Annotated in this window: 15 protein-coding genes; 4 read left to right on the top strand and 11 right to left on the bottom strand. The window is 58.6% G+C overall.

Annotated features, from left to right (window positions below):
- Window positions 1-33 precede the first annotated feature (33 nt).
- Entirely contained in the window at window positions 34-2,451 is a 2,418-nt protein-coding gene (locus HDF14_RS15660; protein WP_183978391.1) for a phosphoketolase family protein, read from the top strand.
- A 76-nt stretch (window positions 2,452-2,527) separates the two neighbouring features.
- On the opposite strand, the gene HDF14_RS15655 is transcribed toward HDF14_RS15660, so the two are convergent.
- On the bottom strand, window positions 2,528-5,947 hold the full coding sequence (locus HDF14_RS15655) for a TonB-dependent receptor (RefSeq protein WP_183978389.1): 3,420 nt from the start codon (window positions 5,945-5,947) through the stop codon (window positions 2,528-2,530).
- 499 nt (window positions 5,948-6,446) lie between these two features.
- On the opposite strand from HDF14_RS15655, the gene fabF reads away from it, so the two are divergent.
- Window positions 6,447-7,700 (top strand): beta-ketoacyl-ACP synthase II, encoded by a 1,254-nt coding sequence (gene fabF, locus HDF14_RS15650; protein WP_183978385.1) that lies wholly within the window; start codon window positions 6,447-6,449, stop codon window positions 7,698-7,700.
- 2 nt (window positions 7,701-7,702) lie between these two features.
- Here the strand turns inward: fabF and HDF14_RS15645 are convergent, their stop codons facing one another.
- The 3 genes from HDF14_RS15645 to HDF14_RS15635 all read right to left on the bottom strand — a co-directional run bounded on the left by HDF14_RS15645 (window position 7,703) and on the right by HDF14_RS15635 (window position 10,034).
- Entirely contained in the window at window positions 7,703-8,521 is an 819-nt protein-coding gene (locus HDF14_RS15645) for a glycosyltransferase family 2 protein (RefSeq protein ID WP_183978383.1), read from the bottom strand.
- Window positions 8,522-8,558: 37 nt separating this feature from the next.
- Window positions 8,559-9,071 carry a hypothetical protein gene (locus HDF14_RS15640; RefSeq protein WP_183978381.1) on the bottom strand — a complete coding sequence of 171 codons (513 nt, stop codon included), beginning with the start codon at window positions 9,069-9,071 and terminating at the stop codon, window positions 8,559-8,561.
- A 237-nt stretch (window positions 9,072-9,308) separates the two neighbouring features.
- Window positions 9,309-10,034, bottom strand: coding sequence for an FkbM family methyltransferase (locus tag HDF14_RS15635; RefSeq protein ID WP_183978379.1), 726 nt, complete (start codon window positions 10,032-10,034; stop codon window positions 9,309-9,311).
- A 174-nt stretch (window positions 10,035-10,208) separates the two neighbouring features.
- Between HDF14_RS15635 and HDF14_RS15630 the strand changes: the two genes are divergently transcribed.
- A complete protein-coding gene (locus tag HDF14_RS15630) occupies window positions 10,209-11,756 on the top strand; it encodes an MFS transporter (protein ID WP_183978377.1) in 1,548 nt (515 codons plus the stop codon).
- 33 nt (window positions 11,757-11,789) lie between these two features.
- Here HDF14_RS15630 and HDF14_RS27220 read toward each other — a convergent pair whose 3' ends face one another.
- The 6 genes from HDF14_RS27220 to HDF14_RS15600 form a co-directional block, all read right to left on the bottom strand.
- Window positions 11,790-13,025, bottom strand: coding sequence for a beta-ketoacyl-[acyl-carrier-protein] synthase family protein (locus HDF14_RS27220; RefSeq protein ID WP_183978375.1), 1,236 nt, complete (start codon window positions 13,023-13,025; stop codon window positions 11,790-11,792).
- Window positions 13,026-13,572: 547 nt separating this feature from the next.
- Complete coding sequence (locus HDF14_RS15620) at window positions 13,573-15,030, bottom strand: PP2C family protein-serine/threonine phosphatase (RefSeq protein WP_183978371.1); 1,458 nt, start codon at window positions 15,028-15,030, stop codon at window positions 13,573-13,575.
- Window positions 15,031-15,216: 186 nt separating this feature from the next.
- Complete coding sequence (locus tag HDF14_RS15615) at window positions 15,217-15,477, bottom strand: acyl carrier protein (protein WP_183978369.1); 261 nt, start codon at window positions 15,475-15,477, stop codon at window positions 15,217-15,219.
- A gap of 91 nt (window positions 15,478-15,568) precedes the next feature.
- Window positions 15,569-16,714: an NAD(P)/FAD-dependent oxidoreductase gene (locus HDF14_RS15610; RefSeq protein WP_183978368.1), complete on the bottom strand. Its 1,146-nt coding sequence runs from the start codon at window positions 16,712-16,714 to the stop codon at window positions 15,569-15,571.
- 201 nt (window positions 16,715-16,915) lie between these two features.
- A complete protein-coding gene (locus tag HDF14_RS15605) occupies window positions 16,916-17,992 on the bottom strand; it encodes a type III polyketide synthase (RefSeq protein WP_183978366.1) in 1,077 nt (358 codons plus the stop codon).
- A gap of 502 nt (window positions 17,993-18,494) precedes the next feature.
- Window positions 18,495-19,466, bottom strand: a complete 972-nt coding sequence (locus HDF14_RS15600) for an SDR family oxidoreductase (RefSeq protein ID WP_183978364.1) — start codon at window positions 19,464-19,466, stop codon at window positions 18,495-18,497.
- 392 nt (window positions 19,467-19,858) lie between these two features.
- Here HDF14_RS15600 and HDF14_RS15595 point away from each other — a divergent pair, with 392 nt between their 5' ends.
- A complete protein-coding gene (locus HDF14_RS15595; protein ID WP_183978362.1) occupies window positions 19,859-21,226 on the top strand; it encodes a nucleotide sugar dehydrogenase in 1,368 nt (455 codons plus the stop codon).
- 128 nt (window positions 21,227-21,354) lie between these two features.
- Here HDF14_RS15595 and HDF14_RS15590 read toward each other — a convergent pair.
- Window positions 21,355-23,874, bottom strand: a 2,520-nt coding sequence (locus HDF14_RS15590; protein ID WP_183978353.1) for a putative Ig domain-containing protein, incomplete at its 5' end; no start/stop codon positions are given.

Below are 23,874 nucleotides of genomic sequence, written 5' to 3'. Positions count from 1 at the left end.
TCCAATTTGTTGATTTCGACTCAAGGAGCTTTTATGAGCAGCGCGACTAAAGAATTGGCTAAAGATAAGAGCCAGGGTGGTAAGCCGCTTTCGGCTGACGAACTACGGAAGATGGACGCTTACTGGCGGGCGTGTAACTACCTTTGTGTTGGGATGTTGTATTTGCGGGCGAATCCTCTGCTGCGTGAGCCGTTGAAGGCCGAGCATATCAAGAATCGGCTGCTGGGGCATTGGGGGTCCGATCCGGGGCAGACGTTTGTGTGGGTGCACTTAAATCGTCTGATCAAGAAGTACGATTTGGATTTGATCTATCTGTCGGGGCCGGGCCACGGGGCGCCGGCTACGTTGTCGAACAGCTACCTGGAGGGCGTTTATTCGGAGGTGTACCCGGATAAGAGCGAAGACGTTTTGGGGATGCAGAAGTTCTTCAAGCAGTTCTCATTTCCCGGGGGGATCGGTAGTCACTGCACGCCTGAAACGCCGGGATCAATTCATGAGGGCGGCGAGTTGGGATATAGCTTGTCGCATGGATTTGGTGCTGCGTTTGATAATCCGGACCTGATTGTTACGGTGGTGGTTGGGGATGGAGAAGCTGAGACGGGACCGTTGGCGACCTCGTGGCACTCGAATAAGTTTCTGAACCCGGTGCGGGATGGGGCTGTGCTTCCGATACTGCACCTTAACGGTTACAAAATAGCGAATCCTACGATTCTGGCGCGCATTTCGCCGGAAGAGTTGGAGTGGATGTTCAAGGGATATGGCTGGGAGCCGCATGTTGTCGAAGGAGATGATCCGGCGACGATGCATCAGCTGATGGCGGGAGTGATGGAGCAATGCGTGACGGAGATTCGCGCGATTCAGAAGAAGGCGCGGAGTGCTCCTAAGGGAACTGAGCCGGAGCGGCCCCGATGGCCGATGATTGTTCTGCGCTCGCCGAAGGGATGGACTTGCCCGAAGGAGATTGATGGACACAAGCTGGAGGGGTCGTGGCGCGCGCATCAGATGCCGGTTTTAGATCCCGTTACCAATCCGAAACACTTGAAGCTGGTTGAGAAGTGGATGAAGAGTTATAAGCCTGAGGAGTTGTTTGATGAATCGGGCAAGCTGATCGCTGAGTTGAGAGAGATGGCGCCGGTAGGAAAACGGAGGATTACTGCGAATCCACATGCGAATGGAGGTTTGCTGAGGAAGCCTATGGAGCTGCCGGACTTTCGCGATTATGCGGTGAAGGTGGAGAAGCCTGGGCAGATCGAGGTTTCGCCGACTGATGTGCTGGCGCACTTTTTGCGCGATGCGATGAAGATGAATATGACGAGCTTTCGTGTCTTCGGGCCGGATGAGACGGCTTCGAACAAGCTGCAGGCTATTTATGAGGCCAGCGGAAAGACGTGGATGGCAAAGCTGCTGCCAGAGGATGCGGATGGCGGAGATCTCGCACGCGATGGCCGCGTGATGGAGATTTTGAGCGAGCACACGCTGGAGGGATGGTTCGAAGGCTATGTGCTGACGGGGCGGCACGGATTCTTCTCGTCGTATGAATCGTTTGTGCACATCATCGATTCGATGTTCAACCAGCATGCGAAGTGGTTGGAAAAGAGCAAGCTGGAGCTGAGGTGGCGGGCGCCGATTTCGTCGATCAATCTGCTGATTACTTCGCTGGTGTGGCGGCAGGATCACAACGGATTTACGCATCAGGATCCGGGGTTTCTGGATGTGGTGACGAATAAGAGCCCGGAGATAACGAGGATCTATCTGCCACCGGACGCCAACTGTTTGTTGAGCGTTGGTGACCATTGCTTGCGGAGTTCGAACTATGTGAATGTGATCGTCGCGGATAAAGCGCCGCACATGCAATATCTCAACATGGATGATGCGGTGAAGCATTGCACGAAGGGGATTGGTATATGGGATTTCGCGAGTAACGATGCGGGAGATGAGCCGGATGTGGTGATGGCTTGCGCGGGAGATATTCCGACAGAGGAAGCGCTGGCGGCGGTGGCGATTCTGCGAGAGCGTTGTTCGGATGTGAAGATTCGGTTTGTGAATGTGGTGGATCTGTTCCGGTTGATGCCAGAGACCGAGCATCCGCATGGGCTTTCGGAGAAAGAGTTCGATAGCCTGTTTACGACGAATAAGCCGGTGATCTTTAATTTTCATGCGTACGCTTCGTTGGTCCATAAGTTGACTTACAAGCGGACGAACCATGAGAACTTTCATGTGCGTGGATACAAGGAGAAGGGGAATATCAACACTCCACTTGAGCTCGCGATTTTGAATCAGATTGACCGATTCGATTTGGCTATCGACGTGATCGATCGAGTGCCGCGACTACAGTTGACGGCGGCGCATACGAAGGAGTGGTTGAAGGGACAGATCATTGAAGCGGTGAACTATGCGCATGAGAACGGCATCGACAGCAAGGAGATTCGGGAGTGGAGATGGCCTTTGTAGATTGAAGCATCTGGCATGCAAAAGCCCCATCCGACGATGTTCTGCGGATGGGGCTTTTGTTTCGGTTGGTGGTTGGTTAGAAGAGAACTTTCAACGCAAACTCTGTGTTGAAGGGTTCGCCGGGTCCGATGGTTGGGTTGCCGAGGTAGGGCCCAAGAGTTGAGCCGATGGTTCCACCTTCGCCAGTCGAGGGGAATCCGACTGGCGCAAGGTTGGTGTGATTGACGAGGTTGTACATGTTGGCTGTGAACTTGATCTGCACTCTCTCGGTGATTGCAGTCGTTTTTGAGGCGGCCAGGTCGAAGTCCTGGTAGCCGGGGTTGTGGTTCTGGCCACGACGTGTGGGTGAGTAGGTTCCGATTGCGGGATCGACAAAGGCGTTCGGATCAAACCACTGAACAGAGCCGCTGACGATGGAGTGGGAGACGTTATTGGGGTTTGCGAGGACCTGGACTGCGCGGTCGGCACCTTCGCCGTTGCCGCTGACGTTGGAGCTGGCGACGACGGTGTAGGGGGTCCCGCCATGGAAGGAGAAGCCGGAGGTCAGCTCCCAGCCGTGGGTGAGGCGTTCGGGCCCGCGGAAGACGGGAACGGCGTAGCTGAAGTAACCGGTGAAGGTGTTGCGGACGTCGAAGTCCGAGTTGCCGTACTCAGCTCTCTCGTTCGTTGGGTCTTGTGGAAGGTAGGGAAGGAGGCCGGTCTCATAGTCGAGCGCATGAGACCAGGTGTAGTTGAGCTGCGAGGTGAGGCCGTGCCAGTTCTGCACGCGGAGGGTGGTCTGGAGGGAGTGATAGATGGAGCCCAGATTGCTTCGGGCCTGGTCGATGACACCGAAGTTCGGAAACTGCGCATTGAACGGGCGGGTCTCCTGCTGGGTGTTGATGTTGCAGGAGCCGTCAGCGTTGGATTCAGCGGGCGGGCAAGGAATGTAGGCGCTGCCGAGAGAGGCGGCGTTGATATCAAACATGCCCATCAGGTGTGTGCCCTTGGAGCCCACGTAGCCAATCTGCATGATGACGGAGTTTGTGATGCTGTGTTGGAGGTTGAGGTCCCAGATCTGGGTGTCGGAGGGTCTGAAGTGTTTGTCAAAGGTGGAGATGCTCTGGCTGCCGGGCGAGGGGTTCTGGCTGGCGACGTCGATGGTGGGATAGATGTCAACGCCTGGCTGGATTGCCTGATTGAGTCCCTGAGCGTTGACGACCAGATTGCTGCCTGCTGGATTGAGACCGGGGCCGAAGACGGAGATGTTCTGGATTCCGTTGTTCTGGAGGATGGACTTTACATAGACCGAGTCGTAGTAGTAGCCGTAGCCTCCACGAAGGACAGTGTTGCCGGTGTCATCGAGTTGATAGGCGAAGCCGACGCGAGGGCTGACGCCGCCCCAGAACTTGGGATAGATGTTGGAGACGTCTTGCCCGGCGACGGCGAGGCCGGAGGGTTGAGTGGGATCAAAGATGGAGAGGTTGGGATAGTTGGAGTGGACAGGGCCAGCGTAGTCGTATCGCACGCCGTAGTTCAAGTTGAACTTTTTGTTGATCTGCCAACCGTCCTGCGCATAGAGGGCCCAGGAGTTCCCGAAGACCTGGCGCTTTGGATTCCCGAGGATGATGCTGGATGCCGATGGGTTGATGCATCCTGCGAGGAAGTCTGCGAGGAACAGGACGTTCGATGGAGTTCCGTCGGGGGCGGCTACTCCCTGGTTTTTGGTTGCCAGAGCAGCGCATGGCGTCTGCGCCGCAAGCGTTCCGGGCGCGAAGTTCGCGGTTTGCCACGGGCCCTGGGAGCCATCGAAGTAGATGGTGCCACGCTGTCCGGTCTGGTAGAAGTCATCGACCTGCGCCTGGCGGAATTCGCCGCCGAAGTGAAGCTGGTGAGCGCCCTTGGTCCAGGTGAGGTCGTCGTCGAGGTGGCCGGTGATGTCGTTTCTACCTGAAGGTGCGGTGGGGCCGAGTGGGTCAAAGCCGGTGTTCCCGGCAGTGAGGCCGGAGCCGCTGCCGGTGGGCCCGATGATGAGGTGAGGCGAACCGGGGAGAGCGGGATCGGTGACGCCGGTGTTCAGACCAAGGCCGATGGGATCGAAGCCAGTATCAGAGTCGGCGAAGACCTGGTTGAAGTAGCTGACGCCTGCGGACAACTGGTTCGCGATCGTTGGGCTGATGATGCGGTTGTAGATGATGGAGTAGTTCTGGACGTGGATAGGAGCGTTTTCGAAGTACGGAGTGAGGTCAGAGGAGGTTGGCGCGGTCTGGGTGCCTTGTGCGACGAACCAGCGCGCGGAGATGTGGTCTTTGTCGGAGAGTTTGTAGTCCAGTTTGATAAGTCCGTTGAAGCTGTGTCCGGTCAGGTTTCCAGTGGCCTGATAGTTCTCCGGGTCCGCTCCTCCGGTGAGTGCCTCTGCGGGCCAGAGGCCGGGAAGGGTTCCGTTTCCATTGAGAAGGTTGGCGGCTACGGTGCTATGAGGAACGCCGTAGTAGTCGAGGACCGAGTAAGCAGCGGTCTGGTATGCGGCCGAGGGCTCAGTGGCGTGGTTGAGAGCGCCGATGAGGAAGTTCTGATGTTCTCCGGCGAGAAAGAAGAAGAACTTGTCGTGGATGATAGGCGCGCCTACGGAGAAGCCGTAGTCCTGAAGCCTGGATGCGGGCTTGACGTCGGAGAAGGGGTTTTGGCGCTCGAAGAACTCGTTGTGGTTGAAGTAGTAGGCGGACCCGTGGAGGGAGTTGGTTCCTGATTTGATGATGAGGTTTGCGGTGCCGCCTGGGTTGCGTCCGAGCGACGTGGAGCCTGTCGTGACGAAGTTGAAGCTTTCGATGGCATCGATGGGAAAGATGACGCCGGCGATGGCCGAGACACCGCCTTGGTTGACGGCGGGAATGTTCCACCAGAAGTCGTTGTTGTCGGTTCCTTCGATCTGCCAGTTGACGGAGTTCGACCGGGTTCCGTTGACGCTGGAGTCGCCTCCGCCACCACCAGTGTTGAGGCCGGCGAATCCGGTGGTCTGGGCGATGAGTTGGGTGAAGTCGCGACCGCTGTTAGGGATGTTCTGCACAACGACTTCAGGCAGGACCGTGGTCTGGACGTCGGAGGCGGTGTCGAGTGTGATTGCCGCTGCGGTGATTTCAACGGTCTGACTGGTAGAAGAAAGGTCCAGCTTCGCGGAGATAACGTAGCTGCTGCCGGCCTCGATTTGGACCTTGTCGTACTTGGCGGTGGAGAAGCCGCTGAACGAGATGGTGACGGTGTAGCTGCTAATGGGGAGGTTGGTGAAGCTGAAGTCGCCGGCACTGGTGGATACGGTCGTGTAGGTCTGGTTGGTTGCGGTATCGATCGCAGAGACTGTTGCGTTGGCTATGGCGGCGCCGGTGTGGTCAGTCACTGTGCCATTGATTCCGCCGCGGTAGGTCTGAGCGTTCGCAAACGATGTTCCGAGGATGGTTAGCAGAATGGCGGCGAGACTGTAGAGGACAGCCTGTAAGGGCGTTACCGATAACCTACGCATAGAACCTCCGAAAAAAGACAAAGAATCTCCTTGATCGCTCGAAGCGATTTTTTTTGAGGTCGTTTTAAAAAACAAGCCTGCGTCGCAGCGGAATGCTACGAGTACGTCACTGTGTTCCAAGGGCCAAACGGCTGCTAGAAGTGTGGCGAAAACGGCAAATTAAGAAAGAGTGAGCCAACCGTAAATGGCTTTCACGAATATTGCAAGAATTTTTTTGAGATATTACGCAATGAGATTGAGCGGATTTCAGGATTGGGTATCACGTGTCAGCCGGAGATTTGTAACTTCGGGAGGTTTTAATGAGTCTCCTCGTGTGCTGAGGTCAGAGAGTTGGCTGAGCCATCTTGCTTTGGGGTTTAGAGAACGATGCTTTACGTAAATAAATTATGATTGTCATGTAAATAAAAAAGTCGGCTGCATCGGTTTGTCGACTGAGGACGAAGTGAGGGGACCGCTGGTCTCAGCAAAAAGAGGGAGTTACGTGACTTCGAAGACAAAGATGAGAGAACAGTTTCGCGTTGTCGTGACGGGGGTTGGACTAGTGAGCCCGGTGGGAATTGGCACTGAGGAGAGCTGGGTCGCGCTCCAGAGGGGGGATTCGGGCATCGACAGGATTTCACTCTTTAATGCAGAGAAATACAGCTGCCAGTTTGCCGGTGAGGTGAAGGGATTCGCGCCAGAGAACTTTGTTGATCGCAAAGATGTAAAGAAGATGGGACGCTTCATCCAGTTTGCGATGGCGGCGGCGCAGTTCGCGATGGAGCAGTCGAGGCTGGATATGTCTGCGGAAGATGCGGAGCGCGTCGGCGTGTATGTAGGGAGTGGGATTGGCGCATTCGAGGTGATCGAGCGCGAGCACACGAAACTTGAGAGCAGCGGGCCGGATAAGATCTCGCCGTTCTTTATTACGGCGACGATCGCGAATCTGGCGGCCGGACAGATCGCGATACGTTATGGGACTACAGGGCCGAATTTAACTTGTGCGACTGCGTGCACGACGGGCGCGCATGGAGTGGGCGAAGCGTTTCGCATTATTCAACGGGGCGATGCGGATGCGATGATCTGTGGCGGGAGCGAAGCAGCTGTTACGCCGCTGTCGGTGGGTGGGTTTAGCGCGATGCGGGCTCTGTCAACACGGAATGAGGATCCTGCGCGGGCTTCGCGGCCCTGGGATCGCGGGCGCGATGGGTTTGTTGTGGGCGAGGGCGCGGGAATTCTTGTGCTTGAGGAGCGAGAGCACGCGCTGAAGCGGGGAGCCACAATACTGGCTGAGATCGTGGGGTATGCGGCGAACTCAGATGCGTTTCATACGAATGCTCCGCCGGAGGATGGGCGTGGAGTTCGCCGAGTGATGCAGCTGGCGCTGAAAGATGCCGGCCTTGAGCCAAGTGCGATTCAGTATTTGAATGCGCATGCTACGTCTACACCGCTGGGTGACAGGGCTGAGGCAAGGGCGATCGCGGAGACGTTTGGCGCTCATGCGAAGGATCTTTTGGTGAGTTCCACGAAGTCGATGACGGGGCACCTCCTAGGTGGGGCGGGCAGCCTTGAGGCTGGGATTACCGTGTTGGCATTGAGAGACCAGATCGCTCCGCCAACAACGAACATCGAAGATCTTGATGAGGTGTGTCAGTTTGGATTGGTCAGGGATCGAGCGATCAGTGCGCCGATGGAGTATGCGATGTCGAACTCGTTCGGCTTTGGTGGAACGAATGCTTCGCTGATCTTTCGGGTCCATCATCCTGATGTGTGAAACTATGCGCCGCCGCGACGAAGCTCTTTGGTCTTGAGGACGATGAGGTACTCGTAGAAGGCTTGGAGAGTAGCGTAAGTGAGGCCGGCAGCGCCATCGAGGATCGCGCCGCGAAGGAAGACCATGTAGAGCCACTTGATGAGAGGACGGCCGGGAAGGCGGTAGAAGATGGCCTTCTGGTGGAGGCGGCGGGTGTGGAAGTCTGGGTCGCGGAGGGCTGTGACGAGAGATGGATTTTGCAGGCCCTGGTTGCGGACGATCAACTCGGCCTCCATGGTTGAGTAGAGATTGTGCTTCTCGACCCAGCGAGCGATGCCTTTGGAGAATGGGAAGTGATCGAGCGGATAACTGAGTTCGGCGACGGGGCCGTCGATCTCGAGGATCTCGTTGATGGCGCGGGCGTAGCGGGCGCGTTCGGGTCGGACGAGGCGGATGTAGAAAGGCGAGATCTGGGCGTGCTGGAGCCAGGTGTTGAAGAGGAAGTCGCGGCGGCGTACACGAAATGCTGCGGTCTGGTCAGGGGCAGCAAGAGCGATCTGCTGCATCTCGCGGACAAGATCCGGGGTGGGGCGCTCGTCGGCGTCAGGGAGGAAGACCCAAGGGTGTTTGAAGGGGATAGTGGCGAGGGCGGCGTTACGGTGAGTGGCGTAGTCGTCGAAGGTGCGCGTGTGGACATGGGCGCCTGCTGCTTTGGCGATCTCTACCGTGTTGTCGGTGGAGTGTGAATCGAAGACGTGAATGTCGTCGGACCAGGAGACCGAAGAGAGGCAGTCGGGGAGATCGCGCTGCTCGTTGCGGGTGAGGATGAGAACGGAGATCATCTATCGGGTATGGTATCGCGACGATCTCCGGTTAGGACTAGAAGCGAATTACGAGCCCGGTAGTGAGGCTTTGTGGGTGACGGGTGACGCCTTGTTGAGAGATGCCGGCGGCGCTGTAGCTGTAGTCTGCGATGCGCCAGTCGAGATGGGGGAGGATGGTCGTATCGACGCCGCCTACCCAGCGGTAGTTTGCGCTAGTGGTGTCTTTGGCGCCGTTGTTGGTGCTGCTGTAGGAGGAGAATCCGCCGAGCACTTCGACGTAGGGTTTGAGCGGGAATAGCGGAAGCTGAAGGGCGACGCGTGGGCCGAAGAGACCGCTGTTGATGTTGTCGGAGAGATCTCCGCGGGCATCGACGGAGATCCTGATGGGACCGGCTTTGAAGAGTCCGTAGTAGAGGCCAAAGGTTCCGGCGGTGGTCCAGCCCTCGTTTGCGACCTCAGTCTTCTCGCCGCCTACTGTTCCGTAGATCGCGAGTTTTGCCTGCGCGTGGAGAATGGAAGAGAGAGCCGTGAATAGAGCGAAAGGGAGGAATATCTTTTTGCAGTCCATAATGTAACGGTAGCTGTAAGTCTTTATGCTGCACAAGTAACGGACTTTGGTCGATGTATGAGCAAGCTCGTCAGGAGTTGAGTTTAGGGAGGGAGTTCCGCTCCCCGCGACGCCGATGAAGTGGCCATGGAGGATGTTCGGATGCGGGGGAGCTGAGGAGTCGTCCCGTTCGCGCGCTGCGGCTCTGCCTCAAAAATACCGAGGCGGGGCAGCAGCCGATATCACATTTGCTCAGCCCTAGGCGGGATTGCTCACCAAAGAGCTTTGCTCGTGAGGAAGGAAGAAGTAGTTTGGGGTCTTGTCGGCGGGAGTCGCGATCCGGAAGGTACCGTGTTCGTAGATATACGCATCGTAGGCGAGCGAGGCGAAGAGTTCGAACGTGCGAGCGCTGGAGACTTCAACTACCCATATGGGACGGGAACGAGCGATCAATTCGAGCGCGCCGTTGATGCATGGGATCTCGTGCCCCTCGACATCGCACTTGATGAGCCGCGGGTTGAGAGTCGGAAAGAGGGTGTCGAGCCGCGTGACCTTAACGGGAATGTCGCCAGTATCAGAGAGGGTGGACTCGTAGATATTTGCGCCTCCGGCGGCGTACTGCGGCATGCTCATTGCGGCGTGGTCCTGGTCACGGTCCGAGGCGGCAAGGTTGTAGCAGGTGACGTTGGAGAGGTCGAGCGCGCGGACGTTCGAGGTGAGGTAAGAGAAGGTCTCGGGGACGGGTTCGAGCGAGTGAATCTGTCCGGTTGGGCCGACAAACTCCGAACAGAAACGGGTGTAGACACCGATGTTGGCGCCGATGTCGAATACAATATCACCGGCACGCAGGAGTGCTTTACAACCAAGGAGATCGGGCTCAGCGTTGAGATCGTAGTGCTTCAACTGATCCTGGTAGTGACGGGTACGAACTGGCTTCAGGACAGCATCGGGAAGGTACTTCAGTGCGATCTGCTTTAGAGGCATCTGCTGCTCCATGTAACGAGGGCCCATCCGGAAGCCTACAAACCAATTCCGTTGCGAGCAGTATAGCCCGCCGTAAGTATTTTTAGACCTTCACTTAAGTGGCAGAAACGATTCTGCGCCAGCCGGCTTCGTTGCTGACTGCTGGTATGATCGGCGGCGGTGGGGGGAAGGACCATGCCGAATTTGCCCTGTGAAGAAGGCGCGATCCGCAATATGGCCCAAGCACCGGCTCAAACGCGCAGAGGGAAGTGGGTTCTCGCCGCTACGATCCTTGGGTCGAGCATGGTGTTTATCGATGGGACTGCGGTGAACGTCGCGCTGTCGGCGTTGCAACGTGCTCTGAATGCTACGGTGACTGATGTGCAGTGGGTGGTGGAGGCCTATGCGCTGTTTTTGGCGGCACTCCTGCTCGTAGGCGGATCGCTGGGTGATCTTTATGGGCGCCGGAAGATTTTTATCATTGGGGTGGCGATATTTGCAGCGGCTTCGGCGTGGTGTGGATTTGCTTCTGACATCCGTGCGTTGATTGTGGCTCGTGGTCTGCAGGGAGTGGGTGGGGCATTGCTCGTGCCGGGAAGCCTGGCGTTGATCAGTTCATCGTTCTGCGAAGAGGAGCGCGGGCGAGCCATAGGGACCTGGTCTGGGTTTACGGCGATAACGATGGCTGTGGGGCCGGTGCTGGGCGGGTGGTTGATCGATCGTCTTTCGTGGCGATGGGCGTTCTTTATCAACCTACCGCTGGCTGGTCTGGTGGTGTTGATTTCCTTGGCGAGGGTGCCGGAGAGCCGCGACGGGAAGATGGTTCAGAGGCTGGATGGTTGGGGCGCGGTGCTGGCTACCGTGGGACTGTGCGGGGTTATATTTGGCCTTATCGAGGCTGGGCGGGGTGGGGAGCGGGCGCTCGTTGCTGGTGTAGTTGGCGTGGTGGCGCTTGGGTTGTTCTTTGTGGTGGAGTCGCGATCTGAGGCGCCGATGTTGCCGCTGGGTCTGTTTCGCTCGCGGACGTTCAGCGGTGCGAATCTGATGACTTTGTTTTTGTATGGTGCGCTGAGTGGGGTGCTGTTCTTTTTGCCGTTGAATCTTATCCAGGTTCAGCACTACTCGGCTACGGAGGCTGGTGGGGCTTTGCTCCCGCTTATTTTGCTGGTCTTCATATTGTCGCGGTGGTCGGGTGGGTTGGTTGCGAAGTATGGTGCCAGGCTGCCGCTTATTGTGGGCCCGTTGATTGCTGGGGTGGGGTTTGGCTTGCTTGGCCGGGGTGGGGTGGGCGGATCTTACTGGGTGACGGTGTTTCCGGCTGTGATTGTGCTGGGGCTGGGGATGGCGGTCAGTGTTGCGCCGCTGACGACTACGGTGATGAATTCGATCGATCAGAGCCGGGCGGGTGTGGCGTCGGGGATCAATAATGCGGTGTCGCGCGTGGCAGGATTGCTGGCGATTGCGGCGATGGGGCTGGTGTTTTCGACTGTCTTTTATGGGCGGCTGGAGCGGGGGCTGGACGGGTTGGGTCTGCCTGCGGCGGAGCGGCAGGGGGTTGAGGCTCAGAGGGCGAAGCTGGCGGCTGCGCGGAGCGAGGATGTGCGGGTGCAGCGGCTGATCGGCGAGTCGTTTGTTGGGGCTTATGGGGTGGTGTTGTGGATTGCGGTGGGACTTTCGGTGGCAAGTTCGTTGAGTGCGGCGGCATTGATTGAATCGAAGGCGAAGCCGCAGCGAGTTAGCTGAGCTTTTTTGTGTGCGGCATCCGGTGTGGAGAAATTACTTGGCGGGGCGGAAGGCCAGGACGGCGTTGAGGCCTCCGAAGGCGAGGGAGTTTGAGAGCGCGAGTCGGGGGGTAATGTCGCGGGGGGAGCCCAGGATGATGTCCAATTTGATGGCGGGGTCGATTTCGGTGACGCCGGCGTTGGCTGGGAGGCGACCCCCTGCCAGGGCGAGGATGGTGGCCAGGGCTTCGAGGGCGCCGCTGGCTCCGATGGAGTGGCCGTGGAGGGCTTTGGTGGAGCTGACGGGGATCTTGGCGGCATTGGGACCGAAGACTTGATAGATGGCGCCGGATTCGGTCGTGTCGTTGACCTGGGTGCCGGTGCCGTGGGCGCTGATGTAGCCGACCTCGTTGGGGGAGGCGCTGGCGTCGCGGAGTGCGTTGCGCATGGCGGCGGCAGCGCCGTCGGGGTGAGGCTGGGTGACGTGACTGGCGTCGGCGGAGGAGCCTGTGCCGACGATCTCGGCGTAGATGTGGGCGTTGCGCGCGCGGGCGGAGTCGAGGGTTTCGAGGGTGAACATGGCGGCGCCTTCGCCGAGCGTCATGCCGTCGCGGTCGGCAGAGAAGGGGCGGCATTGGGTGGGGGAGACGACGCGCATGGAGTCCCAGGCGCGGAGGAAGCCGAAGGTGAGGGGGGCTTCGTGGCCTCCGGCGATGGCGGCGTCGATCATTCCGGCGCGGATCATCTGGAAGGCGTGGCCGATGGCGTGGGCTCCGGAGGCGCAGGCAGTGGAGATGTTGAAGGAGGGGCCGGTGATCTTCTGGTCGATGGATATGTTGCTGGCGCCGGCTGAGGCCATGGTGCGGACGACGGTGAGGGGATGGACGCGGGCATCGCGGGTATAGAGCTTGTTGGTCTCAGTCTCTTCGGCCTGGCGGCCACCGCAGGCGCAGCCGACGACGATGGCGATCTTGTCCGGCGCGTAGTGGTTGGTTAGCTGGGACTCCGCGGCGGCCTGGCGGGCGGCCACGACGGCAAAGTGCACGGTGCGGTCGGTGGCGGTGATGACGCCTGAGTCAAGGTGCTGGCTGGCGTCAAAGTTTTTGACGGCGGCGGTCCGGGTGAAGCGGAGGCCCTGGGTCTTGTCATGAGCTTCGCGGGGCGGGGCTTCGGGGTAGGGGGGGAAGGGGGCGATGCCGGTCGACCCGGCGAAGAGGGAGGTGCGGAACTCTGCGACGGTGTTGCCAATTGGGGTGATACATCCGAGGCCGGTGACTACGACACGATTCACTTCTTCTCCCTGGTAGTGCTCTGGTGATTGTAGATTCTCTCGGAGGACAAGCTTACCCCCTCCCCCCTCCCCTCGGGGTATTTTGTGGGTAAGTTATTTATTTTGATGAGTTTGCGGGTGGCGTATGTCTGTAAAATATTGTATTGAAAGGGGTTGCTTGCAAAATATTCAATCTAAATGGGTTAGAGCTGCCAGAATAAGTAAGGCCCCTGTTAGTGGCAGGGGCCTTTCGGGTGTCTTATTTCATTATAGCTGGGTGGGTGAAACTCATACGCCACGCGAGTCTGTTGGATTGGCGCGGGGTTTGGGTGGTTTGGGGCTTGACAGGTTTGGTGAATGGTCAGAGCTAAGGCAAGGGCAACAACAGGTTCCCTTCGGAATGACAACAAGAAAGGCAACCGCAAGAGAGGCAACCGCACGGCAACCGCAGATCCCCTTCGGGGATGACAACCAGAACTGCAACGGCAACAACAAGGGCAACGGCAACAGCAAGGGCAACAACAACAGCAGCGGCAACGGCGACGGCAATAGCAACAGTGATAAGGATTCAGTTGGTTGTTTGGAGGGTGTTGGCGTTGCTTTGGTAGTCGCAGATGAGGAGCGTCAGATCGTCGTTTCGGGCGCTGGAGGACCATTGTTCGAGGGAGGAGATGATCCTGTCGGCTGAATCTTCGGCGCTGAGATGGGCGGCGTCTTTGAGGAGGGTGTGGAGACGGGTCGATCCGAACTCTTCGCCCTGGGGGTTGGTGGCTTCGAGGATGCCGTCGGTGTAAAGGAGGAGCCGGTCGCCGGGTTGAAGTGCGTACTCGGCTGTGGTGTACGTCGCGAAGGAGAAAGCTGCGAGCATGAGGCCATTTTCGGTAAGTTCGATGACGTCTCCGGCGCGGAACAACATCATGGGTGGATGAGCGGCGGCGGAGTAGCGCAGGGTGGAGGACGCGGCGTCGAGGTAGACATAGGCGGCGGTGACGAACTGATCCTGCGTGTTGCCGCAGAGGACGGAGTTCATTCCCGAGAGGAGCAGGGCGGGATCGGCGGCGTTGGTTCGCTGGGAGGTAGCGGCGAGTTTGACCATGGAGGCGATGAGAGCAGCGGGGACGCCGTGGCCGGAGACATCGGCGATGAGGAGGCCTGCTTCAGTTTCATTGGCGATGAGGAAGTCGTAGAAGTCTCCGGCTACGGCGGTCATGGGGACGTACCGGGCGACGACGTGGAAGTGGGCGGATTGTGGATAAGCGGACGGGAGGATCGAGGTCTGGATGCGGCGTGCAATCTCCAGTTCTTTTTGCAGGTCGTTGAACTGTTGGTCGCGATGGAGGCTGCGTTTTGCGGCGACGTAGCCAAGAGCAGCGAGGAAGAAGGCAAAACCGATGGGCTCTTTTTGCGGGAAACGTCCGAAGACTCCGGCGATATTGTCGTAGAGCGCAAATGCAACGAAGACCATGATGCCTACCCTGACGATGGTGAAGTCTTTGTCGACTTGCTTGCGTCGGATCGATTCAATGGTCAGGGCGGCGAGCATGATGATTACGATCGCATTATTGATGTAGACGAAGACCAGCGAGTTACCTAACCAGAGGTTTCCAATGCTGATGCAGAGAAACGGAAGCGTAAGGGCGATAGCGATTTTGCGTCCGCTCGGACCCAGGAATCCTGCCTCTGCGAAGTAAAAGAAGGCAGGGATGGGGACTAGATAATTGGCAACGTTCGGCAGCCGGTAGAAGAAGGCTTCGTGTGGCATGAGCAGACGAAAAAATCCCGCATTGAGCCATAAGCGCGTTCCATAAAAGATTGCGAAGACGGCGAGCCAGAAGAGTACTGCGTCAAATTTACGACTGAGGAAGGCGAATGCCATAGAGACGAGGCCGACGGAGGTGAAGGCTGCGCCGAGGAAGAGGTAGAGTTCGTCGTGTTGAAAGGTCCGTAGGACCTGACCGGCGGTTATTTGGGGGTCGCCTACGTACATACGAGCGAATGATACACGGGTGGGCGGGGCGGCCGGCATTCGAGTATTGATGAGGTTGAAGAAGGTGGAAACAGCAGATCCCCTGCGGGGATGACAACAAGAAAGACAGAGGCAACTGTAACTGCAAAAGCGAAAATGCGGGGGTCTCTCCGCTGCGTCGCGCGATGAGACTTGCGTGACTTCGGTCGAGATGACGAGCTTTTTTAGGCTCAGGTGAGGAATTTGCTAGTGGGTGGTGATGGTGGATGGGGTTGTGGCGGTGAGCTTTGTTACGCCTTCGACCATGTCGCCTACGGTGCGGAGGGTACTGAGGGCTTCGTCGGGAATCTCGATGTTGAAGGCTTCCTCGACCTCGAAGGAGATGTTGATCTTGTCGAGGGAGTCGATGTTGAGTTCGTCGAAGGTGCTGGCCAGGGAGATGGTGTCCGCAGGAATGCTCTTTGATTTGGCGATGATGTCGATGCAGCGTGTGGCGATGTCGTTCATGTTGCTCCGGCGTCCTGGGATAGCCCCAACTTACAGGGATGCGAGGGCCGCTGTAAAGGTTATGGGCGCCACCCTGATTAACTTTAGCTTGTCAGCAGGTGTAATCCGGCTGCAAGCGGTTCGTCAATACACCAAAAGAGCAAGGTCGGTAGCCGATGTGGATATGGAGGAGATATTCGAGGAGAAGAGGGCGGCGCTGGAAGGCGGTGAGGGTGAGGGCGCGGAGGTGGGGGAAGCGGTCCATGAGGAGCAGGCTGCGGGACATGATGCGGGAAGGGCGCTGGATGCGGCGGTGGGCGCATTGATAGAGGGCGAGGTTTTCGGTGTGGAGAGAGTTGGCGAGCGCGATGGCTTGATGGAAGCAGAGGCCGAGGCCGGAGCCGGTGATGGCGTCGACTGATCCGGAGGCGTCGCCGATGAGGGCGATGTTGTTTGTTGTGACGCGGGGGAGAGTGCGGCCTAGTGTGATGGATCCACGAGCGGAGCCGCTGAGTGTTGCAGAGGCTAGCTGGCGTTGAAGAGCGGGGAAGTGGGTGAGGGCGTGGTCGACAGTGGGGAATTTTTTGTTGGAGACAAAGGCGACGCAGACCTCGTTGGCGGAGGTTGGGGTGACGTAGGCCTGGCCGTGATCGCTCCAATAGACTTCGACGTAGTTGGTCCAGGGGGCGATGGCGTAGTGCTGGCGGAGACCGATGCGGCGGGAGTGGATGGTGGCCTTGGAGAGGCCGGCCCAGGCGGCGATGCGGGATTGGTGGCCGTCGGCGCCGATGAGGTAGCGGGTGCGGAGGGTTTGGCGATTGGTGCGGATGAGATGGCCGGTGGAGGTGGGCTCGATGCTTTGGACGGAGTTCTGCCAGTGGAAGCGGACGCCGAGAGCGAGGGCGCGGTCGAGCAGAAGCTGGTGGAGGACGATGCGGCGGATGCCTCGGCCGGGGCTTGCTGGGAAGCTGGCTTCGGCGGAGGTGGTCGCCTGTTGGTTGAGGAAGCGGATGCCGCGGAGGAGATGGTTTTCGACTTTGCGGAGATCGATGTTGAGGTTGAAGCCGAGGTGGGCTAGAGAGCGCATGGCGTCGGGCATGAGACCTTCGCCGCAGGCCTTGTCGATGGGGGGCTGCATGGCGTCGACGACTTCGACGTGGAGGCCTTTGTTTGCAGAGGCGATGGCGGCAGCGAGGCCGGCCGGGCCTGCGCCAACGATGAGGACATCAGGTTGCGTTGTGAAGCTGCTCAATGGCATGGAAAAGCGGAGTCCTCTGAAGATAGGACGTCGCTGGGATGAAGAGGACGCTGGGTTTACAAGCAAATGACGAAATCGGGACGAGAGAGTGACGGAAGGTGTTTGGTTGCAGTGTGCCTTGAGTTGCGGCGTAGAAAGGAAGACGGCTGAATCCTGGGTGGATTCAGCCGTGGGTTTTGAAGGTGAGGCTCTGGCTGGCTGCTACCACTGCAGAAGAACGAGTTCGGAACAGAAGGCCGGGCCCATGGCAGCGAGGATGCTGTAGGTGCCGGGCTTGCCGGGGGCGTTGACGAGGACGTCTTCGAGGACGGCGAGGACGGAGGCGGCGGAGAGATTGCCAACCTCGCGGAGGCTGCGCCAGGAGGCCTCGAGGGCGTTTTCCGGGAGGCTGAGGGTGTTTTCCATCGCTTCGAGGACCTTGGGGCCGCCGGAGTGGAAGATGTAGCTCGAAATGTCGCCGAGGGACAGGCCGTTGTCGGTGAGGAAGGACTCGACGTTGCCACGAAGATGCTCGTTGACGACCTTGGGGACGTCGGGGGAGAGGACGATTTTGAAGCCCATGTCACCGATGTCCCAGCCCATGATGTGCTCGGTGTGTCGGTAGAAGGTGGAGCGGGTGTCGAGGATCCTGGGGCCGGAGATGCAGGTGGCGCAGGTGCGCTTGGCGAGGGCGGTTTCGGAGCCTGCGATGACGACGGCGGCGGCGCCGTCGCCGAAGAGGCCGCAGGAGATGAGGTTGGCGATGGACTGGTCGTTGTCCTGCCAGGTGAGGGAGCAGAGCTCGACGGAGAGGAGCAGCGCGTACTGGTTGGGGAAGGCGCGGACGTAGTCGGAGGCGCGGGAGATGCCGGCGGCACCGGCGACGCAGCCAAGGCCGAAGATGGGCGTGCGCTTGATGCTGGTGGGGAAGGGCATCCGGTTGATGAGGCGCGCGTCGATGGTGGGGCTGGCGATGCCGGTGACCGAGGCGAAGAAGATGGCGGAGATGTCGGCCGGGGTGAGGCCTACGCGGGCGAGGGCGGTGTCGATGGCCTTTTCGCCGAGCTCGACGGCGGCTACGATCCAGGCGTCGTTGGTTGGGCCGAAGCCGGAGAGATTCTCATAGACGTCGAGGGGGAAGACGAGATTGCGGAAGTCGACCCCGCAGTTGACGAAGAGCCGGTTGATGAGGCGAGGCTCTTCCATGCGGTCTTGCCAGCGCGCCGTAAGTGCTTCTGAGATTTGTGCCTGGGAGTAGCGATGAGGTGGATAGGCGGTGCCGACGGATGCAATACGCATGCTGATGAGAACCCTTTGTGATGACTTTCTGAATTGAACTGCATTGGTAATGGTGCTCGTTTAAAGTTGCACGCCTGGGATGGTTTCTGGAAGCGTGGGATTGGTGCGATTGGTTAAAGGTACACGTTGAGGGTGATTCAGTGTTGAATTTCGACAAACGGAGTGCGCGGCGGCTAGTGAAGTCGGGCTATCTGGCGCCGGTAGAGGGTGTTGTTGGAGAACTCCTGGAAAAGGCCCATGGGGATCTTTGCCGGATTGGGTGCGGCCATCGCGAAGCTCTCCGACTGCCAGCATGAGTCGGGCGAAGGAGAAAGCCTGTCATTTTGACAGATTCACCACGCAATGACTGCCGCCAGGTCTTCGGTCTTCTTTCTAAGTTGTTGATATAACAAAAATTTATTGGTAAGGCCAGCCGATCGGAGGGGCCGGTCAGCGAACCCAATGGGTCCGTCAGAGTACGTCGATTTGACTGTGGCTGGATCGTCCGGTGGGCGCCGCTTCGTCAGGCCTTGAGTGCTAGCGCTTCCTTTTTCTGTTTTTCTTCCAGATACCAGGCGACGGTCTTCTTCAGGCCTTCGTGGAAGTGGGCCCTGGGTTGGTAGGAGAGCTCCTGGGTGGCGCGGGTTATGTCGGCGAGGGAGTGTTGAATGTCGCCTGCTCTTGGAGGGCCGTAGAGCGGCTTGGCTGTGAAGCCGAGCTGGCCGGCGATGGCGGCGTAGACCTCGTTGAGTGTGTGGCTTTTTCCGGTGCCGACGTTGAAGACACGGCCAGTGGCTACTTCGCTGGGCGCGAGGCAGGCGAGGAGATTGGCGCTGACGGCGTTGTCGATGTAGTTGAAGTCTCGGCTGGTGACGCCGTCGCCGAAGATGGTGGGGGTGATTCCTTCCATCATCTTGAAGGTGAACTGAGCGATGACGCCGGAGTAAGGCGAGTCGGCTGCCTGACGCGGGCCGAAGATGTTGAAGTAGCGCAGGCATACACCTTCGAGGCCGTAGGCGCGATAGAAGGACTGGATGTAGTACTCGCAGGTGAGCTTCTGGACGGCATAGGGTGAGAGCGGCCGGGGGAGCATGTCTTCCTGCTTGGGCTGGGTGGGCTGATCTCCGTAGGCCGACGATGAGGCCGCGTAGACGATGCGGCGAACCTTGGCATCGCGCGCTGCGATGAGGAGGTTCAGGGTGCCGTTGATGTTGGACTCGTGCGAGGTGAGGGGGTCCTTGACCGAGCGCGGGACCGAGGCGAGGGCGCCCTGATGGAGGATGTAGTCGATGCCTTCGCAGGCGGATTTCATTCCGGCAACATCCTGAAGGTCCATCTCCTGAAAGTCGATGGAGCGGCGGATGTCGGCGAGATTGTCGAGATCTCCTGTGGAGAGATTGTCGATGCCGCGTACGTCGTGGCCCTGTTCGACGAGTGCATGGGCCAGTGACGAGCCGATAAAGCCTGCGATTCCGGTGATGAGGTAACGAGCCATCTTTCCTCCGCCCAGACGTACCGTGCTGGGATGTTCAAAAGTGTGTCGCGCCTGGGAGCTTCTCTTATTATCAGGGATCGCAGGATGAAAGTGAGTGCAGGTCGCGGATTGGACACGTTATTTAACTTTGGCGACCGGGAAGATTCAAGTCAATGCGACTTTTGTGCGACGCGGATGACGGAAGAGGGCTGATGGTTCGCAGGGAGATGGAATAGAAAGAGAGTAGCGTCTTCTTGAAGCCTCTTTTCCAAAGGGAATGCCGTATTGTTTCACGCGGTTTGAGTGCCGAAGAGGATGGAGTTGGCAGACAGAATAATTTCTCGGGAATTCGATCGTTTTTGTCGAGTTTCGGAAGATGGAAGCACAGAAGGGTGGATGCGATAATCGAGACTATGTCGACATTGAGTCAGGTTGCTTTACCGAAGATTGCACAGGTGCGCATGACGCGTCTGGAGAACCGTACCGCGAAGATCGGAGTGATCGGCCTTGGGTACGTGGGGTTGCCGTTGTCTCTGCTTCTGTCTGAAGCGGGTTTCAAGGTGACGGGATTTGATATTGACACTAAAAAGGTTACAGATCTTGAAGCTGGGCGGTCTTATATCTTTCGCATTCCCGCGGAGGAGATTCAGAGCGCACGCGCGCAGGGTTTCAAGGCCACGGCGGACTTTGCCGGGCTTTCGGATCAGGACGCCATCATCATGTGCGTGCCGACGCCGCTGACGGAGCATCGTGAGCCGGACCTGAGCTACGTGGAGAATACGGCGAAGGCGGCCGCTCCATGGCTGCAGGAGGGGCAGCTGGTGGTGCTCGAGAGCACGACGTATCCGGGTACAACGGAGGATCTGATGATCCCGATCCTCGAGGCGGAGAACCGCAACGGACTGAAGGTGCAGAGCAAAGGGACTGCCGCTGAGCAGGGAGTGTTTTATGTGGCGTTCTCGCCGGAACGCGAGGACCCGGGCAATACAACGGTGGCGCGGCGTGACATTCCGAAGGTTGTGGGCGGTCATGAAGAGATTGCGACGGAACTCGCGGCGGTGATGTATGAGGGCATCTTTACTCGCTCGGTGCGGGTCTCGTCGACGCGCGCGGCTGAGATGACGAAGCTGCTTGAGAATATCTATCGCTGCGTGAATATTGCGCTGGTGAATGAGCTAAAGGTGCTGGCTCTGAAGATGGGGATGGATATCTGGGAGGTGATCGATGCTGCGGCGACGAAGCCGTTCGGGTTTCATCCGTTCTATCCCGGGCCAGGGCTGGGTGGCCACTGCATTCCGATTGACCCGTTCTATTTGAGCTGGAAGGCGAAGGAGTACGACTTCAATACGCGCTTCATCGAACTGGCGGGCGAGGTGAATGAGGCGATGCCTGCGCATGTGGTGCAGTACGTCGCGAAAGGATTGAACCAGAATAAGAAGGCTGTGAATGGGGCGCGGATTCTGATGCTGGGGATGGCGTACAAGAAGGACATCGATGACCTGCGGGAGTCGCCTTCGCTGACTGTGATTGAGTTGTTGCGTGAGCAGGGGGCGGAGGTGCAGTACAACGATCCTTACTTCCCGACAGTAGGCAGGGGGCGCCACTACAACCTGAATATGACGTGTACGCCGCTCGATGACCTGGGGCAGTATGACTGCGTGTTGATCATGACGGACCATACGGATTACGACTACAAGGATATTGTGAGCAAGTCGCGGCTGGTGGTGGACTCGCGGAATGCGACGAAGGGGATCAAGTCGGAGAAGATCGTTCGTTGCTAGGGGAGGCCGTCGCTCGGGATCGAGATCGATTGCTTTTCGGGATAGCCGTCGCTTCGATAGCTAACTAGAGGGGAAAAAAAGGCCGGCCGCGTGGAGTGACGCGACCGGCTTTTCTTTGTTTTGTTGGTTTATGGTTCCATGGCGCCGATGGCTGGCGGGTTGGCTCTGGTATTTCCGTTGTAGTCGGTGGTGATGCCGGAGATCGCGATACCGGAGTTGATCGCCGCGCTGGAGGAGGTGATGTTGGGGTTGATCGCGTTAATGTTGGACTCTCCCACCAGATCGGGATCGCCGCAGGTGTAGATCTTCTCATAGCTGCCGCCAACGGAGACGTCCGGGCATCCCGTATTCATCGTGCTCCACAGGTTGTGATCGATCACCGATCCGGCATTAGCGAAGATATTTCCGGCACCAAGGTAGATGCCAGATGCGAGCCTGTTGTCGTCACCGGGATCGGGATAGCCTTTGCTGATGTTGTTTCTGAAGATAAATGTCGCGCCGCTGGCCGCGCAGTTGGGAGCCAGAGGAGCACATTCAACGTCGTACATCGTGGTGCCGTATCCGACCGAGGTGTTGTTCTCGAGCGTGATGACGGTGTTGTTGTTCAGCTGGAAGGCCCAGTGATTGCCGGCGGCGCGGCAGGTGTCGCCGTTGTCCAGAGCCCAGCCCGAGGGGTTATTAGGGAAGTTCGACGCAGTGGCCAGCACGCGGCAGTTGCTGATGGAGACGTTATTGATTGCAGACGAGGCGGATCCTGCTCCGAGTTTGAAGGTTTGACCGGCGTTGCCCTCTGACCAGGAGGTGGAGATATGGATCGCCGGGGAAGTCTTGATGTCGTCACTGAGATGGAGCGAGTCGAATCCGTCCTGCGTGTTCCAGCGGAAGAAGCTGTGATCCACATTCAGGGTCATGTTGCCGGCAGCGACCTGGACGAAGCCGTCGCCGTAGCCTCCAGATTCCTGTCCGTAGCAGTAGTTGAAGGCGTTCTGCGTATCGGGCTTGGTCATGTCGTAGGGCTTGACCGCGACACAGCCATTCCAGTCAATCATTACGTGGGAGAGATTCATGGTTCCCACGGTCTCGCAGGATGTGCCGCAGCCCCCGCCGTCTCCATTCCAGCCCGCCTCTCCGTTGCCGATCACATAGACATCGGTTGCGCTAAAGATATCGCTGCTGGTTTTGTTGAGATGGCTTCCCAGAATGCCGCTTCCTGCTACACCGACGACGGCGACATCCTGCAGGGTCAGATTGGAGGGGCCTTGCTCGGTCAGGTAGTTAAGAATAATACCGCCATACTTCACATAGTTTTTGGCGTCAGAGCATTGGCCTGGACCTTCGATGACGGTGCAGGTGTCGGGCTGGGTTATCTCGATGCAGGAGATATCCACGTAGTTGGTTCCCCGGGTATCGAGAACCGCGAAGGCATTATCGATTCCGCTAAGCACGGTGGGATTGACCAGATGGGTGTGAGCTGAGTCGTGGCAGTTGCCCGCATTCTGCCCGAGAATCCGGGTGTGCTGGCTGGCAGTGCCAGAGGGAGGGGCTGGGAGAATGCAGCCAGTCGCGTTATTCGCACCCGTAGCGCAGAGTGAGATCTGTGCGCTCCAGTCTGTACCTACACCACTGTTCTTCTCACCCATGAAATAGGTATCTGAGGTTCCAGAAGTGTTGACGAACTGGATCGTGTCACCGCTCGCGAAGCTGGTCCAATTGCCCGAGGAGTTCAGCATCTGGTAAGGATGGTTGAAGGCACACGCCTGACCTGAACCGGAGCCGGGATACGGTGCGTTGGTCTTGCCAGTGCACTGCGTGTTGGTCCCGCCGTCGGGGCGGATGTACCACGTTGTACCCGGGCCAGGCGGCGGCTGCGCTGCACTCAGCTTGATCGATACCGAGACTGACTTAGTCTGGACGGGATTGCCGTTGTCGCTTACGGTTGCGGTGAAGCTTGTCGTACCGGTTACCGAGGGCGTACCGGAGATCACGCCGGTGGTTGCCGCAAGAGTGAGTCCGGCGGGCAGACTGCCGATACTGATCGACCAGGTGTAGGCAGGTGTTCCTCCACTTGCCTGCAGAGCGGCTGAATAGGTCGAGCCATCGGTGCCTGAGGGCAGAGAGGATGAGGTGATCGTGAGCGCGGGAACCGTAACGACCAGTGGTATTGTGGCGGACGAGGTCTTGGCTGGGCTCTGACTATCGGTGACAGTAACGGCGACAGAGAAGTTGCCGGTTGCGGTTGGGGTTCCTGAGATGACGCCGTTGCCGCCGAGGCTGAGTCCTGTGGGGAGCCCGGTGACCGACCAGGTGTAGGGGGAGGTTCCCCCGGTAGCGCTCAGCGTGGCGCTGTAGGACTGGTTGGAGGTGGCTCCTGCGATTGTGGCGGTGGTGATGGTGAGAGGCGCGATGGCCGCAGTAACCGAGAGTGGGAGATTGGCCGATGCGGTCTTGGCCGGGCTCTGACTATCGGTGACATTAACGGCGACAGAGAAGTTGCCGGTTGCGGTTGGGGTTCCTGAGATGACGCCGTTGCCGCCGAGGCTGAGTCCTGTGGGGAGCCCGGTGACCGACCAGGTGTAGGGTGCGGTTCCTCCGGTAGCGCTCAGCGTGGCGCTGTAGGACTGGTTGGAGGTGGCTCCTGCGATTGCGGT

Origin of the sequence: Tunturiibacter gelidiferens (assembly GCF_014201335.1) — a bacterium.
GTDB classification, from domain to species: domain Bacteria; phylum Acidobacteriota; class Terriglobia; order Terriglobales; family Acidobacteriaceae; genus Edaphobacter; species Edaphobacter lichenicola_E.
This window is presented reverse-complemented; position numbering and strand designations above follow the sequence as displayed.

Bases quoted from the DNA above. Each gene is read 5' to 3' on its own strand.
- HDF14_RS15630 (WP_183978377.1), top strand. From the start codon at position 10,209: ATGCCGAATTTGCCCTGTGAAGAAGGCGCGATCCGCAATATGGCCCAA.
- HDF14_RS15595 (WP_183978362.1), top strand. From the start codon at position 19,859: ATGTCGACATTGAGTCAGGTTGCTTTACCGAAGATTGCACAGGTGCGC.
- HDF14_RS15635 (WP_183978379.1), bottom strand. From the start codon at position 10,034: ATGCCTCTAAAGCAGATCGCACTGAAGTACCTTCCCGATGCTGTCCTG.
- HDF14_RS15620 (WP_183978371.1), bottom strand. From the start codon at position 15,030: ATGCCGGCCGCCCCGCCCACCCGTGTATCATTCGCTCGTATGTACGTA.
- fabF (WP_183978385.1), top strand. From the start codon at position 6,447: ATGAGAGAACAGTTTCGCGTTGTCGTGACGGGGGTTGGACTAGTGAGC.
- HDF14_RS15645 (WP_183978383.1), bottom strand. From the start codon at position 8,521: ATGATCTCCGTTCTCATCCTCACCCGCAACGAGCAGCGCGATCTCCCC.
- HDF14_RS15610 (WP_183978368.1), bottom strand. From the start codon at position 16,714: ATGCCATTGAGCAGCTTCACAACGCAACCTGATGTCCTCATCGTTGGC.
- HDF14_RS15660 (WP_183978391.1), top strand. From the start codon at position 34: ATGAGCAGCGCGACTAAAGAATTGGCTAAAGATAAGAGCCAGGGTGGT.
- HDF14_RS15655 (WP_183978389.1), bottom strand. From the start codon at position 5,947: ATGCGTAGGTTATCGGTAACGCCCTTACAGGCTGTCCTCTACAGTCTC.
- HDF14_RS15605 (WP_183978366.1), bottom strand. From the start codon at position 17,992: ATGCGTATTGCATCCGTCGGCACCGCCTATCCACCTCATCGCTACTCC.
- HDF14_RS15600 (WP_183978364.1), bottom strand. From the start codon at position 19,466: ATGGCTCGTTACCTCATCACCGGAATCGCAGGCTTTATCGGCTCGTCA.
- HDF14_RS15615 (WP_183978369.1), bottom strand. From the start codon at position 15,477: ATGAACGACATCGCCACACGCTGCATCGACATCATCGCCAAATCAAAG.
- HDF14_RS15640 (WP_183978381.1), bottom strand. From the start codon at position 9,071: ATGGACTGCAAAAAGATATTCCTCCCTTTCGCTCTATTCACGGCTCTC.